The 15,850-nt window shown below is 31.0% G+C and carries 17 protein-coding genes; all 17 read right to left on the minus strand.

Annotated elements, in window-relative coordinates; translation table 11 throughout:
• Nucleotides 1–12: 12 nt before the first annotated feature.
• Complete coding sequence (locus tag LW133_RS05145; protein WP_233077340.1) at nt 13–402, minus strand: MaoC/PaaZ C-terminal domain-containing protein; 390 nt, start codon at nt 400–402, stop codon at nt 13–15.
• Between the two features lie 9 nt (nt 403–411).
• Nucleotides 412–1,302, minus strand: a complete 891-nt coding sequence (locus LW133_RS05150; protein WP_233077348.1) for a class I SAM-dependent methyltransferase — start codon at nt 1,300–1,302, stop codon at nt 412–414.
• Nucleotides 1,299–1,535, minus strand: coding sequence for an acyl carrier protein (locus tag LW133_RS05155; RefSeq protein WP_233037782.1), 237 nt, complete (start codon nt 1,533–1,535; stop codon nt 1,299–1,301). The genes LW133_RS05150 and LW133_RS05155 overlap by 4 nt, the downstream gene beginning before the upstream one ends.
• Complete coding sequence (locus tag LW133_RS05160; RefSeq protein ID WP_233077350.1) at nt 1,525–3,303, minus strand: HAD-IIIC family phosphatase; 1,779 nt, start codon at nt 3,301–3,303, stop codon at nt 1,525–1,527. The genes LW133_RS05155 and LW133_RS05160 overlap by 11 nt, the downstream gene beginning before the upstream one ends.
• Before the next feature lie 192 nt (nt 3,304–3,495).
• A complete protein-coding gene (locus LW133_RS05165; RefSeq protein ID WP_233077352.1) occupies nt 3,496–4,296 on the minus strand; it encodes an amidohydrolase family protein in 801 nt (266 codons plus the stop codon).
• A gap of 8 nt (nt 4,297–4,304) precedes the next feature.
• Nucleotides 4,305–5,591, minus strand: coding sequence for an SLC13 family permease (locus tag LW133_RS05170; protein WP_233077354.1), 1,287 nt, complete (start codon nt 5,589–5,591; stop codon nt 4,305–4,307).
• A 460-nt stretch (nt 5,592–6,051) separates the two neighbouring features.
• Nucleotides 6,052–6,915: a 3'(2'),5'-bisphosphate nucleotidase CysQ family protein gene (locus LW133_RS05175; protein WP_233077355.1), complete on the minus strand. Its 864-nt coding sequence runs from the start codon at nt 6,913–6,915 to the stop codon at nt 6,052–6,054.
• Nucleotides 6,905–7,660: a phosphocholine cytidylyltransferase family protein gene (locus tag LW133_RS05180; protein ID WP_233077357.1), complete on the minus strand. Its 756-nt coding sequence runs from the start codon at nt 7,658–7,660 to the stop codon at nt 6,905–6,907. Before LW133_RS05180 ends, LW133_RS05175 begins: the two co-directional genes overlap by 11 nt.
• Entirely contained in the window at nt 7,648–8,277 is a 630-nt protein-coding gene (locus LW133_RS05185; protein ID WP_233077359.1) for a gamma-glutamyl-CDP-amidate hydrolase, read from the minus strand. The genes LW133_RS05180 and LW133_RS05185 overlap by 13 nt, the downstream gene beginning before the upstream one ends.
• Nucleotides 8,274–10,601, minus strand: coding sequence for a PEP-utilizing enzyme (locus tag LW133_RS05190; protein WP_233077361.1), 2,328 nt, complete (start codon nt 10,599–10,601; stop codon nt 8,274–8,276). The genes LW133_RS05185 and LW133_RS05190 overlap by 4 nt, the downstream gene beginning before the upstream one ends.
• Nucleotides 10,598–11,377 carry a class I SAM-dependent methyltransferase gene (locus tag LW133_RS05195; RefSeq protein WP_233077363.1) on the minus strand — a complete coding sequence of 260 codons (780 nt, stop codon included), beginning with the start codon at nt 11,375–11,377 and terminating at the stop codon, nt 10,598–10,600. Before LW133_RS05195 ends, LW133_RS05190 begins: the two co-directional genes overlap by 4 nt.
• Before the next feature lie 3 nt (nt 11,378–11,380).
• A complete protein-coding gene (locus LW133_RS05200; protein WP_233077365.1) occupies nt 11,381–12,160 on the minus strand; it encodes a class I SAM-dependent methyltransferase in 780 nt (259 codons plus the stop codon).
• The gene (locus tag LW133_RS05205; RefSeq protein WP_233077373.1) at nt 12,160–12,399 is read right to left on the minus strand and encodes a hypothetical protein; all 240 of its coding nucleotides are present in this window, start codon (nt 12,397–12,399) and stop codon (nt 12,160–12,162) included. Before LW133_RS05205 ends, LW133_RS05200 begins: the two co-directional genes overlap by 1 nt.
• Nucleotides 12,353–13,327, minus strand: coding sequence for a hypothetical protein (locus LW133_RS05210; RefSeq protein ID WP_233077375.1), 975 nt, complete (start codon nt 13,325–13,327; stop codon nt 12,353–12,355). The genes LW133_RS05205 and LW133_RS05210 overlap by 47 nt, the downstream gene beginning before the upstream one ends.
• Complete coding sequence (locus LW133_RS05215) at nt 13,324–13,509, minus strand: hypothetical protein (RefSeq protein ID WP_233077377.1); 186 nt, start codon at nt 13,507–13,509, stop codon at nt 13,324–13,326. The genes LW133_RS05210 and LW133_RS05215 overlap by 4 nt, the downstream gene beginning before the upstream one ends.
• Entirely contained in the window at nt 13,472–14,491 is a 1,020-nt protein-coding gene (locus LW133_RS05220; protein ID WP_233077379.1) for a hypothetical protein, read from the minus strand. The genes LW133_RS05215 and LW133_RS05220 overlap by 38 nt, the downstream gene beginning before the upstream one ends.
• Nucleotides 14,492–14,580: 89 nt before the next feature.
• The gene (locus LW133_RS05225; protein WP_233077380.1) at nt 14,581–15,831 is read right to left on the minus strand and encodes an MFS transporter; all 1,251 of its coding nucleotides are present in this window, start codon (nt 15,829–15,831) and stop codon (nt 14,581–14,583) included.
• Nucleotides 15,832–15,850: the final 19 nt, after the last annotated feature.

Genomic DNA, 15,850 nt, shown 5'->3' on the forward strand with positions numbered 1-15,850 from the left:
CTCTTGAAATTTTTAAGCACCCCCCCCCCCCGCTAGGGTTTTTGCAATACTTGCTTTAATTTCAACTTGCTTATATGCCTCATTAATATAGCTAATCACCCCCTCTACTAAAAGCTTATCACCTACATAAGCAGGCTTTAAAAAAACACTATCTACACTATGTAGCAAGCAATACTTCCCTGGCAAGTGCATTCCTGCTAATCTTGAATACAAACTTGAGAGCAAAAGACCATAAACTACCTTGGTATCAAAACCTTCTTTTTTGGCATAGTCTTCATCAAGATGCAAAGGATTTTCATCTCCACTAAGTGTACAAAATAAATCCATGTGCTCTTGTGTAATTTTTACTTCAAAACTTTCTTTCATACCTAAAACAAGGTCACTAAATTTATATTCTTTCAAAAATTCTCCTTATTTTTTACATAATAATGCGGTAAGCAAAATTGGATATTTTCTTTTTAATGCTTTTTCTAAAGAATAGTTATTTGCTACAAAACATGCTTCTTGAGCAATCTTTAATCCCGCTTCCTCTACCATCGCATAAACTTCTTGAGGGTTGGAAAATAAATAAATATGATCCACATCTGGCGCATTAATAGGAATAGTCACAAAAATGCCACCCCCCCCCCCGCCAGATAAAAGCCCTTTAGCTTTTTTAAGAAATTCTAAGGGTTTTTCTACATGTTCAAGCACTTCACCCATCACAATCACATCATATTTTTCTTGTGTATCAAACATTAAAAAATCTTTACATAAAAAATCTGCATTACATTTTTCTTGATAGTGATGAATAATTTCTTCACTCATTTTGCAACTCGTTGGAGAAATATCCACACCAATACATTTTGCAAAACGCCCGCTTTTTATCGCTTGCAAAAAATACTCTCCATGGCCAACGCCTACTTCAAGATATTTAAGATTAGATTCTATTGTGGAGAGATATTTAGCAAATTCTTTTCTCGCACCAATATGCGTGCTCCAAATATAAGAAGAAATTGCAAGACCAACCATATATTTCTGCATATATTCTTCATTGAAATAAACTTGATTTTTTACTTCATCAAAAGTACTATAACGATAACGATGATTTTCTAAAAAAAATTTTGTTTCTTCCAAATTCTTATGCAAAAACATCAAATAGCATTCCACCTGCTCTTGTAAAGAAATCTGCATTCTTTCTTGATAAAATTCCAAAAGTTTAGCAAACTCTTTTTGATCCTCTTCTTGCAAATTTAATGCACTTAAATATTTTCCATGCACCACATCTTTTTGTGCAACTAATTCTAAAAAGCTTTGTATCATACTTTTTTCTCAATAAGGGCGATCATATCCCCAATATTTTTAAGATCTTGCAATTCTCCTAAGGCAAAACGGATCTTAAATGCTTTTTCAATACTACTTACCAAGCTAATATGCATCAAAGAATCCCATTCATCAATATCACTTGCACTAGTTTGTGGTGTAATTTCTAGATTCTCATCATCAAAAACGTCCCTAAAAATCTCTTGTAATTTTTCTTGAATATTATTTGTCATGATTTACTCCTATAATAAAGTTTTTATTTTTATAATTCTTGAGTTCTAACTCAAAAAGACTTTGCTCTTCATCTTTAAAAACCAAATCAAAGCCAAAGTCTTCATAAAGATTTGCTACCATTTGATTTTTTGGACTTTTAAAATAGTAGCCTACTAGTTTTTTTACACCTCTTTTTTTAGCAATCTCTACAAAAGAATCTAGCATTGCATATTCCATATGCCTTTTTAAAACTCTACAACTCATAAGCCATAAATCAAGATGACAGACATCTTCAACAATACGCCCAATACTAATAGCAATGAGCCCATTATCCCCATATTTATCTACTAATTTTCCATACAAGCAAATATATTTTTCATCCTTACTCATACTCTCTACCATACCAAAATCATAACGTTTTGTTGTGCAATTAAATTGATTAGTCTTATTAATAAGCTGGGTAATTCTTTCAAGATAAATCGGACTAAACTCCAAAATTTCTGCTTGCATACACAAAGATTGCAAAAATTCCTCATAAGATTTAAAGCTACTTTGTTCATTAAGGCGTTGGGAATTTTGCAAATAATATTCACTACGTTTTAAATCATCTTGCGACAAGCTAGGAGTCTCAAAAAAATAATTACGATCAAGATGTGTGATATAATCAATCACATTATCCCCTACTTCAGGTACACTTACAGAAGATAGCTGACTTCTTACAATTTCTCTTTCGCTAGGATTATCATCCACAAAAACTAAACTATCCTCTCCAATATTAAGTGTTTTAGCAATCAAGGCAATATTTTCATTTTTAGGATTCCAATTTGCCATAAAACATGCAAAATCTTCCACATGCAATATGCTTCGTGGATGGCTAAAACCTTCTTTTGCATTTTCTATTTCATTTTTAGAACACACCGCAAGAATCACCCCTCTATTTTTCAAATCTAGGGCATATTGCTGAAATGCGCTATATCCTTCACCAAGTGCAGTTTCATCGCCAATGCTAATCCCCATAAGCCCATCATCACCAATCACCCCCCCCCAACAAGTATTATCCAAATCTAGCACCAAAGCCTTTTTACTTTTGCCAAAAAGCGAACCAATAAGACGAGATAAGCTAAAAGCAATTTCTATCATGGATTCCATACTCATTGCATATTTTGCTTGATAAAAAAGCGACTTATCATAATAACGCTCCAATCCAAGCATGGAACTTAAATAATTGAGATCATGTAGATAAACGCGCGGATATTTTTCAATTTGATTTTGCAAGGCAATATTTAGCTCTTGCACAACTCCTACTCTACCCTGCAAACAATCTAAATTTCCTAATAATCGATGTGGTGGTAATTCAAAATTATTTTGGATAATCACGCCATTAAACCGCTCTAATGCTTTCCATATGTTAAGAAATTTCTCACAATTTTGTGTGATAAAATTTTGCTTATTCTCTTTGGTAATCGGCGTACCCAAAGAAGCAAAATGCAAATTTACAAAGCTTGTATGAAGATAAATAATATCGGGTTTAAACTCCTCTAATTCCTGTGTACCAAAGATTGCATCTTCATAATATTTATTATATTCTGATTCATAAAATTGAGGCAAAATCCCCAAATCTAATAAAAAAATTTCTAAAAAATCTTTAATTTCTGCTGTGCTAGAACCTCCAAGAATAGCAATCTTTTTTTGTATAAATCTTGTCGTATCCTGCTCTAATAAATTGCGTTTAATACTGCGTTTTTTTCGTAAAATCAAATCATAATCTAGAGGAAAATTAAATCTCATACCTACCGCCAAACCAAAAATATTCTTTTATTTTAGCCAAAAATTTGCAATTATTAGACCTCAAATAAATCTCAAGCAAGTGATCACTAAATTACCAAAATAGCTATTTTTTATATCCTTGCCCAAAGTTTTTTTGATCAAAAGATTTTCTATTTATTTTTATATTAGAATCCTAAAAAATAAAGAAATGCATTAAAAATGAAATAAAGCGCAAGCATTGTCTCCTAGAATCTGCTCTCTTTCCTTTTTTGAAGCAACAATTTCTTCAAATGCCAAAAAAGCAGAAGAAAAATCAATCTTATTTTCAAAGTTTGTATGTGGCCAATCGCTACCAAAAACAAAATTATGAAGCGAAAAATTCTTCTTAAGAATTTCATAAATTTCTTTTGCAAACTTAATAGCTTCTTGATTGTTTTTGTAAGGAAATTTGGCCCTATAAAAACCACTAATTTTAAAAAATATTTTTGAATTTTTTAGTTTAAGCAATTTTTGCAAATTTATAGAATCAATGTAACTCGATCTTGCAAGATGATCAATTACAATATTGCAATCAAAATCAAGGAGCGTTTTTAACATATCTATCAATCCATCTTCTAGATCTCTTTGAATTTCAATTTGCATTTTAAGTTTGGCAATATGATGAAATAATGTTTCCCATTCTTTGTCCTTAAAATCAGTAAAATCTTGCCCTAAAAGGTTCAATCTAATTCCACAGGCTCCATTTTCTTTAAGTTTCTGCAATTCTTCAAAACTTATATTTTTATCAACCACTACAATGGCTTTAAAATTTTTGTTATCCTTGATAGAATTAAGCAAAAAATCATTATTTGTCCCCAAAAAACTAGGTTGCACCAAAACAGCTTTTTGAAAACCAAAAGAATTTAAAAAAGAATGATATTCTTCAAAACTTGCGTCGTATTCTGGACTATAACGAGCATTATTAATCACTGGTAGATTTTTTAAAAAAATATGAGCGTGGGTATCAATTTTCATGTTTTCTCCTAAAAAATTAAACTTAATAATATAGATGTTGCTATTGCCGCAGCAAAACCTATCGGAATCGCTTTTGTTAATAAATCTTTAAAAAGTATTTCTTTGTATTTTTCTGGGCAAGATCCTAAAATAAGACTCCCACCTGAAGAAAAGGGTGAAATAGCAGAAGATTGTGCCCCTAAAATAATGCAAGTAAAAAGTAATGTTTGATCTAATCCGCTACTTGAAGCAATAGCTGGCACAATAGGAAAAAGTGCAGGAGCCACAACACCTAATGTACTAGAAAATAAGGACATAAAAGCGGCAATAACACACATGGCCAAAGGTATCAAAAAAATATTTACTTGACTTGATATTAATTTTGAAAGCATCGTAATAGTACCAGCTTCTACAGCTATACTAATTAACATTCCCACACCACAAATCATTATTAAAGTATTCCAAGGAATAAGGGCAATTACCTTTTTTTCATCACCTAATTTTAAAAATAATGCAATAGCAACAAAAATTATAGCAATCATTGCTATATCAATTTTTTGATTAATAAATGTAATGGATTCTTGATAAGGAAAAATAATATGAAGTATGGGGGGAATCAAAATTATTAAAATCATTAAAAGCATTAAAAACAAAGTAGTTTTTTGTTTTGTAGTAAATCCTTCAGGTTTTATTGCTATGTAATTTAAATTTTTATTTTTAAAACTTTTGATAACAAAAAAAGACAAAACTATGATAGGCAAAATAAAAGTAACAGAAAAAACAATACTCGAACTAATAAAGGCCTCATCTGAAGCAATACCAGAATTTTCCATCAATCCTCGAAAAATGATTCCACTTTGAGAGGTCATAAAATTAGCACCTCCCAATGCACCATAGTTAATCGCCATGGCTCCAGCAATTTTATTGAGATTTATTTTTTCACAAAGCAAAAAAGTAATCGGGGCCATAAATGCCAAAACACTATAAAATCCAGCACCTAATGCAGCAATAATTGCACTAACAATAAAAATAATATAAGGAAAAAGGTAGGGGTATTTTGAAAATTTATAAATAAGAAACTCTGCTAATTTTTCAAGAGTTCCATTAACACTTGCAAAATTGTAAAATAACGAAACAGAAAAAATAACAAAAAATATAGATATTGGCCAAAAAGCAATAATTTTTTTGGGAGGCAAATCCATAAAAAAAGCACCAACAATATAAGCAAAGATCATTGCAAAAATTCCGATATTATATCTAGTGATATAACCAAGCATAATAGCTATAAAAATACAAGTAATAATTAGTAAAATCATTGTGATCCTTTGATGATTTTTGACTACAAAGAAATCTATAAAAATATATTGATTATGGTAACATTTTATTTAAAAAATAGACATTATTTTGTCTTATAGATAAAATAATTTTAAAAATAAGTAACTTTTAGTTTTGCCTTAGTTGGCTTCATTCTCTTTACTTTCTTTACATCCACTTTGAAATTATTCTTTTTTCTTAAAAAGCTAATTTGACTCTTGTTTTTTTATTTTCTTAACACAAACTGCAATTTTGTTTAATATTTATATTTTTCAATTCTTTGATTACCACTAAAAATAGTATTGCTATTTATTGAAATATTGACAAGTTATATTCCAATCTTTCTTTAATAAAAATTTTTACTTATTTTTGCTTTTTCAAAATAATGAATGAAAATCAATAATCCTTATTGTAAATTCACTCATAAACTTTGAATTTTAATAACGACATAAACACAATGATTTAATTTGGTTTTTTAGAAAAAAAGCCAAGGTTGTTTTTAAAGTCTCTATAAATATGAAAAATTGCACCATCTTTTTGCAAAGCCCTAATGCCAAAGGCCATAAAGTCTTTATTTTTAATATTTTCCTTATTATAAGGCAAAGGGGTTTTTTCTTCATAAGAGAGTACAAGTCCTCCGGATTCCTCCAAAATAATCTGCCCAGCAGCACTATCCCACTCCTTTGTCCCCACAACACGCAAATAAAAATCTGCCTCACTAGTTGCCAAAGCACAAAATTTTAATGCACTACCTAATTTTTTACATTCTAAATCATAATATTTTATAAAATTTTTCATTTTTTCAACACTATGATGGACAGAATCACAAGCTATGCCGCGAGTTCTTGAGAAATCTTGTGGGATTTTTATAAGAGAGTTATGCAAATCTTGTAGTGTCTTATCACGACATTGTGTAATTTTATAAGCTCCAAAACCCTGATAAGCAATATATGCCTCATCTAAAATTGGTGCATACACTACGCCTAAAGTGGAAGAATTATGAGAAATTAACGCGATATTGACACTAAATTGCCCATTTTGTGCCAAAAAATCTTTTGTTCCATCTAAAGGATCTACAAGCCAAAAAAAATCTAAATTTTTTCTTTTTTCATACTCCAACTCACTTTCTTCCGAACAAATAGGATAGTTTGAAATTTTTTTCAATCCCTCTAAGATAACTTTATTTGCAGCTTTATCTGCTTGTGTGATTGGACTTAAATCCTCTTTGTACTCATAATCTTCATTTCCATAATAAGGCAAAATTGCCCTACCTGCATCAATAGCAATCATTAAAACTTCAAATAATAAATCTTTTTTATTCTTCATCAATATTTAAATCCTCTATACTATCAATTTCACGCCACCCTCCATCAATAAAAATGGGTTCTATATTATCAAACCTATCAATAATTTGTTGCAAAAAGCTTGTCATATACATATTTGCAAAATCCTTACCATCATAGATTTTTTGCGAATCTAGCATTGTATAAAATTCCATAAAAACTGGTAAAAACTGATGCGAGATTTTAAAAAGCCCCATATATTGTCCTTCAATCTCCTCATAACTTTTTGGTTTCTTTCCAATTTCTTTAATCTTTCCTTGCATAATTTTTAATGTCTCAGCATCATCTAAGGGATTTGCAAATCTTTTTTCCCAAAGCAATCTCCACTTTGTATTAATACCTACACCAACATCTCCTTTATACTCCATCATTTTAAATAAAACTTTTTTTGTAAAAATAATATCTGCATAGCTAATTAACACATCTTGAGAATCTCTAATGCATTGCTCTAAAAATTCTTTTGCACAAAATAGAGTGCTGACCATATTTGTAGAATCAAAATTCTTATTTTCATAAAAACAATCAATTCTTCCTTGTGTGAATTCTTGCAATACTTCAAATTTATATCCCCCCACTAAGGCAATCTTATCCACCTCTAAAGATTGAAAAACTTCTAATAAATAATCAATTAAAGCTTTATTTTTATACATTACCATACATTTTGGCACATCTCTAGTAAGTGGCATCAAACGCTTTCCCATTCCAGCTGCAAGTATCAAAACACGCATTTTTTTTCCTTAAAATTTTCTATAAACATTTTCCACATTTTTTGCGAAGGAATGCTTAAATTCTCTTCACGCTCCAAATGCCACATAATTCCATAAATAGGTTTATTTTTATGTTTAAATGCCTCAATACTCCCATCTATCGCAATCCCTAATACTTCAAAATCCTCACAAAGCCCAGAAATTCCATAATTATGGTAGGAATTTACTTTATAATTTTGCGATTGAAAAGAAATAAGATGGGGCGTTGTGTGCTGCATAATAGGAGTAATTTTTGCACAAAAAAATTCTGCAATCATCTGCGCCCCCCTACACACACCAAGCACAGGAATATGATTTTGTAAACAAAGTTTTAAAATATTTTTTTCATAAGCATCACGAAATAATGAAAGTTTATTAGGATTTAGAGAGTTTAAATCATTACCACCACTTAAAATTACCCCGCTAAGATAAGGGATATAATCTTTGAAATCTATTTTACTACTAAGTGCTAGAGGCAAAAAATCTTCTGAAATTTTTTCACAAAAAAATGTCCCCCAATCTAGTGCTAATGCTTCTCTAATTTCTGAATATTGTATATGCTCTATTAAGCGTTGCGTAATTCCAATAAACTTTTTCATAGATAAAAAATCTGCTCACTTTCGCAATCAATACGCAAATTTTTTGCCTGTGAACATTTTGCAAAAATCTCCTCTCCTACACCAATAACAGCAGGAATTCCAAGCTCTGAAGCGCGAATAGCCATATGAGAGTTTGCACCTCCATAACAAGTAATAAATCCTGCAATTTGCTTAGAAAATAAATAGTCATATCCTGGATCTGCCGCATAAATTAAGACAATCTTTCCCATAAGTTGATCGTCTTTTTCTGATGCTACATGAGCACACACCACTTTTTGAGTAATAAAATTTGGCAAGATTCTAGAAGAGGTAAAGCCCATAATATCCTCTTCTTTGCAAAGAAGAGGAGGAAGTTTAATAGCCTGTGTGCAAAGATATTCTTTTTGATTTTGCATAATCTCTTCTAATAATCGCTTTCGTGGTTCCTCTGCATAAAGTGATGCATATAAATCTAGAATTGTTTTAATATTACTATGTGCCATTTCTTCTTTACTAATGTGATAATAATCGCCTAATTCTGCAATCAAGCTAATAGCCCTAGAAAGAAGCTTGCTAAATTCAAATTTTGCTAGCTCCCTGCCTTCAATTGCAGTTTTTAAAAATATAAAAAATTCTTGAGCATTGATTTTTAATCCTTGTTTTTGCAACATCTTTTCTAATTCTTGCATTCTTTGACTATCTAGAAAAAAACTCTCGTTTTGTTGAGTTTTCTGCCCTGTTTGAAAATCAAAATAAGAATCAAAATCTTCATCATAACGCGGCGAGAGAATATTATAAGTCCCTGCTCTAAGATGCCCATATTTTTTAAGAAATTCTTCTTTATTGTGTTTTGTGAGATTTGATACATCTTGGCTAAGTTGTTTTGCTTTTGTATTGAGTGTATTTAAAAAACAAAGGCGTTCTTCTGCTTGCAAAAATCCATTTTCTACCAAAGAATTTAAAAATTGCATTGCTACAAATCCCGCTCTAGCCACACCTGCAAAAGGTAAAGTGCCATAACGCTTACAATTTTCTATTAGCCAATAAATCTTATCAATCAAAGAAATATTAGCCTGCATAATATTTTGATAAATTCCTTCTAATAAAGTAACTTTTTGCAAATCTTTATGATACAACCCATCTTTTGGATGGATAATATTATTTGTCACTTCAAGCAAAGAATGCTTAATTTCTGTAATTTCTTGCTGTGAAAATCCATGCTTAAGTAATTTTTCTAAACGCATGTCCAAACTAAAATCATAACAAGAAAACACAATATCAAACTCAATTTTATCGTGTAAATAAGGCTGGTTAATTAAAGAATCTATATAAAACTCTACAAGCTTTGTAGCAGTTTTTTCCTGAATAGATTGAGGAATAAAAGAATTAAAAGATAATCGCACATCAATATAAGGAATCCCACAAAAAGAATGCATCAAAGGATGAGAACGCAATTTTCGATACCCATAATTATCCCTTTGATATGCCCAAATATTATCTGTAATAATTTCTTTATAAAGACTAAGAGCCAAACGCTTTGGTCTAAGGCCAATAATTTCAGCTGGATTCCAATCTGGCATTACACCAAATAGCGTTTTTGATCCTAGCACATCACTATGGCAAAATTGCAATTTTTTGAAACGCCTTTGCAATCTTGTAAGAATATCCAAAGAAATATGATTTGAAAAATCCTTTTTATTTATCATAACAAGTGGTCTTACTTGCAATAAATACAACTCTTCCTTATTTCCATTTTTTGCATAAGCAAACTCAATATCCAATGCCTTATGTGAAAAAAGATTTTCTAATTCTAGAATCAATAAAATGATTTGTTTTAAATATAAATCTTGAGGTAAGGGTGCGTCTCTAAAATGTGTATAGCTCATAAATTGCGCACTACTACCATCTGTAATAGCACTATTAGATCCGCTCTCATCATACTGGATAGAAAAATATGGGGCAAAATTATCCTTATCAACACTAAAAGCCACTCCACATTTTGTGATATTTTCCAACATTGGCTGGATTAAAATCTCATCACATTCTTGTAAAGTTTTTGCCACCTCTTGTAATGCGTTTTGCAATTCTAAAATATTGCTACTATCGATATTTCCAAGACTCAAAAAAGCTCCCGCATTTGAATTTTCCTTAGAATCTTCTGCATGCGAAGAGCTACGAATAATAAGTTTTTTACCAAAAAACTCTTTTTGAATTTCTTTAACAATCTCTGCTTGATTTTTTAAATCAGCTTGTATGATTTTTAAAGGCAAAATTTTTGCATTTTCAATAATCCCTAGGAGATTCTCTAAATTCCTTGCCTTAGTTTTAAAATTCAATTTTTTCATTTTTTTACTTTTTTTGCGCTCCAAGATCTTGTTGTATATTTAATATCAAACGCGCTAGGTAATTGATGTCTCATTTGATAAGTAATCTTTTCAAACAACTCTGCACCCTCTTGTGTTTCCAAATCCCAATACGGATTTTTTACACTTTTCCATGCCAAAATATAATTTTCTATACTTTGATGAAAATAAAAATCTTGTTCAATATATAAAATCTCATCGAATAAATCTTTATGTTCTTCAATAACACCACGCTGTTCTTCGCGTCGCACCCCACGAGTATAATTTGGAACAAGCGACATAATAATATTTTCTGCAATTTCTTGAATAGGGTCTTGCAAATCCCTGTGATTCCACATACAAGAAAACACGCCCCCATCTTTTAAAATACGATGTGTTTCTTTGAGTGCCAAACTTCTATCCATCACATTAAAACTACTACCAAAACTCACCCAATCAAAAGTTTGAGATTGCAAAGTTGTCTCTATCCCTGTTGCACGCACCCATTGAATATCTTGCCCTTTTGTTCTTTCTATACCAATTTCTCTCATCGCATCATTTGGCTCGACACTCACAACACTGCAAGAATTTTCCAAAAGCATGATACTCAAATTTCCGGTTCCAGCACCAATATCAGCAACCTTTAAGCGCCCTCCCCCTGCTAGTGTTTTTGCATAATCACATAACATTTTAATCACATTTGGTGCATAATTTGGTCGGTATTCATAAAATTTTGCATGTTTTGTATAATCCCACTTTTGCTCTACGATTTTTTCCATTTTTTAACTCCTTGATTTATTATTTTTTACGCTCCAAGCACGAATTTTGTAGGGCACCTCAATAATTTTTAAATGCGAGACTTTAGTTTCTATCATCGATAAAATCTTTTTCCATCTTTCTTCTCCCGCTTGTGCTTGAATATCATTTACAGAATGCCATGCCCCCATATATCTTTCTTTATCCATTATTTCTATATAATCGCATTCCATAAAAAAGCAATCTCTAAAATCCCCTGTAGATACCAAAATATCTTCCCATTTTTTCACATTTTGTGTGCCACTGCTTACACGATTAAGTTCTGGTAAAATTGCCTTTATTTCTTGCTCAATCTCATCAAACAAAGATCCTTTTTCTATATTTCTTGGATTCCAAATTGCTGTGAAATACCCATCAGGTTTTAAGATTCTTGAAAATTCTGGTAAAGATTTTTTGGGATCTGTCCAATGAAAAGAACTTGCCATCATTGCCCAATCTGCAAAATTATCCTCTACTCCTGTGCGTTCACCACTTCCTTCTTGCCATTTTACATTGGAATTTTTTACAGCTTTTTGTCCTTCTAAGCGCATATTTAAATTTGGCTCCACTGCCACAATATTCATACCAAAATTTGCAAGTAGCTGTGTCATCTTTCCTGTACCAGCACCCACTTCAACAACATTTAATGCTTGTAAATTTTTATGATTCTCATTCACACAACACAATAATTTTTCTAATAAATTTGTGCTATAAGCGGGTCTATTATGATAGTATTGCGCCACTTTTGTAAAATCGCCTTGTTTCATTATATTCCTTTCATAGTAAGTTGAAATTTTTCTAAAAATTTTTGTGTAAAAATGAAGGATTCTAAGATTTCTTTTTGATCTTTAAGGCATTCTAGCTCTTGAAAAATTTTTAGAGCAAGTTTTTTAGAAAACTCATAGTTTTGTGGTTTTGTTAGAATCTCTAGTATTTCATTTTCATCCATCATATAGCCTTTATGCCGCTTTAAAACAAACATAATTTCTTCTATGATTTGTTGCATTTTTTCTTCTACGCAAAGAGGTACCCCCCCCCCCCGCGTGATTATAATCTTGATTATTACTTGGCTTTTCTGTAAGACTTGCAAGATAAAGAGGATAATCTTCATAACCTTGAATTTTAATATCTTTAATCTTTGTAATATGCCAATCACGATGCTTTAAAAGATGTTTTTTTGAAATATACATATCAAACTCACAATGTCTTTTTTCCCTGCCACTCAAAAATAAACCAAAGCTCTTACCTTCTACTTCAAAAATATATGGAAATGCTCTAGGAAATGCTGTACCTTTTAAAACAGATTCTTCAATTTTCATAGGAGAATAATTAAGACGATTTGCAAAATCATTAAGTGTATTTTGCAGATTTTTTTGATTAATAGAATCTTGAGTAAGATAAGTAATATCTGTAGCAAGATGCTTAATGCTATTTTGCAAAGAAGTGAAATAAAACATTACATGAGAAAATTTTTTAATTGCTTCAATTAGAAGCTTCTCTCTATCTTCTTGCATATTAATGTTTGAAATTTGCAAAAGCAAATCCACATTAAAACAAGACTTAATAATACTAATAGGATCTCTTATAATTTGATAAACAGGGACTTTTTTCTTCAATGTTTTTAAAGTGCGATGATAAAACTTTTCATCAGATGCTTTTTCAATCACTATTCCATCAAAATCTTCAAAAAATATAAAAGGAAAAAGCATTTCATAAGCAAAAATTTCTCTAGGCTTTGCCCCCATTTTGTCCAAATATGCCATTACTGCTTGCATTCCCATACCATGCCCACCAAGCAAGATATAACGATAAGATTTTTTACAAGGAAATAAATTTGTATAGCTCAAAGCCTTGCGGGTAAAAGCACAATCAGATAGCGCCTTATGCCAATTGCGACCAAATTTTTTTCGTAAATATTTTTTTAGAATCTTCATTTCTCGCAATACTCCATACCAAAATAACCAACAAACTCTTTGGCATAGACAAAACTTTGTAAAATTTCTTGATGATTTGCACGCAAACATTCACTTTCGCTGTGAATTTTTTTTGCAAGTTCTAAGGAAAAATCAGCGTATTTTTCAGAAAGTAAAATTGCGATAATCTCTTTTTCGTTCAAACAGAGATTTTGATGTTTTTCTAAAGAATGAAGAACATGTGTTTTGTAAGCTTGAATCTTTTCTTCTATTAAAGAGGTACCCCCCCCCCCTCACTGTAATTGTATTATTACTTGGCTTTTCTGTAAGACTTGCAAGATAAAGAGGATAATCTTCATAACCTTCAAAAATCACTTCTTTAATAAAAAATATTTTTTCTTTGATAATAGGAAATTTTTTGGAAATAAAAGTTCCCATATCAAGTTCGCTATGTTTATCTTCCCTACCATTCAAAGACAAAATAAAGCTCTTACCTTCTACTTCAAAAATATATGGAAATGCTCTAGGAAATGCTGTACCTTTTAAAACAGATTCTTCAATTTTCATAGGAGAATAATTAAGACGATTTGCAAAATCATTAAGTGTATTTTGCAGATTTTTTTGATTAATAGAATCTTGAGTAAGATAAGTAATATCTGTAGCAAGATGCTTAATGCTATTTTGCAAAGAAGTGAAATAAAACATTAAATGAGGTGTATTTTTTAAAATCTCAATTAACACATTTTCCACATCTTTTTTATCTTGTAGTACCGAAATACGATGAAAAATTGTTGCATTTAAACAAGATTTAATAATGCTAATAGGATCTCTTATAATTTGATAAACAGGGATAGAAATTTTTTGCTTAGAAAGTATTTTTTTAGCAAATTCATTTTTAGGATCTTTATCAATCAATAATCCTTCATCTTTTTTATAAAGTACGAAAGGGGCAAGCATTTCATACCAATAAATCTCTCTAGGAGTAGCCCCGATTTGCTCTAGATAGTATCTAAAAGACTGCATTCCCATACCATGCCCACCAAGCAAGATATAACGATAAGATAATTTTTTGGCAAAAAGATTTGTTGAAGTAATCAAAAATTTCGCTGGTGGAATTTTTGAAAAAATGCTTCCCCAATGCCCTCCAAATGCCAACTTAAAAAAACTTCTTATCTTCCTAATCACCCTGATCCCTACTTTAATTTAATTTTAAAAATTATATCACAGAATCCTCACTTTATCTTATTTTGCATAAAACATAAAATTAATAATCCTTATCTCAACTCAGTACTTTTAGGAAGAAAAAAAGAAGTGATAAGCATAACTACCATCAAAACTGCTACATAGACAAAAAATCCATTTTCATAACCTGCATTTTTAAATTGTAAGGCTACATATGGAGCAGAACCACCAAAAACAGCATTTGCAACTGCATAGCCCAACCCTGTTCCAAGTGCTCTTACATGTTCAGGAAAAAGTTTAGCTTTAAAAATTCCTGCCACAGAAGTATAAAAACTTAAAACAACAAATAATGCTAATATAATTAAAAAAATTCCTATACCACTTTTTACTATTCCCAACAAATGATAAAAAGGATAAATTCCCACAAACCCTAAGAAACTAAAAATCATTAGCGATTTTTTATGTCCTATTTTATCTCCAAGCATTCCAAAAACTGGTTGCAATATCATTAAAAAAAATAATGCAACTAATAAAATATTATTGGACAAAGTCTTATCAATCCCTGCATTAATCATGTAGGTTTTAATATAAGTTGTAATTGTATAGAACCCTAAAGAGCCTCCAGCTGTAATGCCAATCACCATAAAAAATCGTTCTTTATATTTCCACAATGCTTTGAGCGTCCCACGATCTTTATAGTGTTCTAATTTAACTGCACTTTCCTCCATTACATTTCTAACTATTAAAGATCCGAGTGCAAGCAAGCCTCCAACTACAAATAAAATTCTCCATGCATGCTCATACATCTCTTTTTCTTCAAAAATAATAAGCATGATACTAATACTACCAACTGCTAGAAGCTGCCCGCCAATCAAAGTTACATACTGAAATGAAGAATAAAAACCTCTTTTTCCTTCCGTTGCAAGTTCTGAAAGATAAGTAGCTGCAATTCCATATTCTCCACCAACACTAAGTCCTTGAAGCAATCTTGCAAACAACAATAAAAGTATTGCAAAATCTCCAACTATATCTTTGCTTGGCAATGCTGCAATAATAAAAGATCCTAAAGCCATCAATATAACAGAAAATACCATTGACTTCTTCCGCCCCACTTTATCTGCCAGTGAACCAAAAATATAAGAACCAATAGGACGCATAAAAAATCCCGCAGCAAAAACGCCAAAGGTATTAATTTGTTGGATAATAGGATTTTCAGAAGTTGAAAAAACATGAGCAAAATAAACTGCACTAAATGCAAAAATATAAAAATCAAACCACTCCACAAGATTACCACTACTTGCTGCTATAATCGAGCAAATTCTTTTATTTAAAACTCGTTGCATTTTTTATTCCTAAGTAAAT

The sequence above is a fragment of the Helicobacter anatolicus genome, from assembly GCF_021300615.1.
Lineage (GTDB): Bacteria > Campylobacterota > Campylobacteria > Campylobacterales > Helicobacteraceae > Helicobacter_H > Helicobacter_H anatolicus.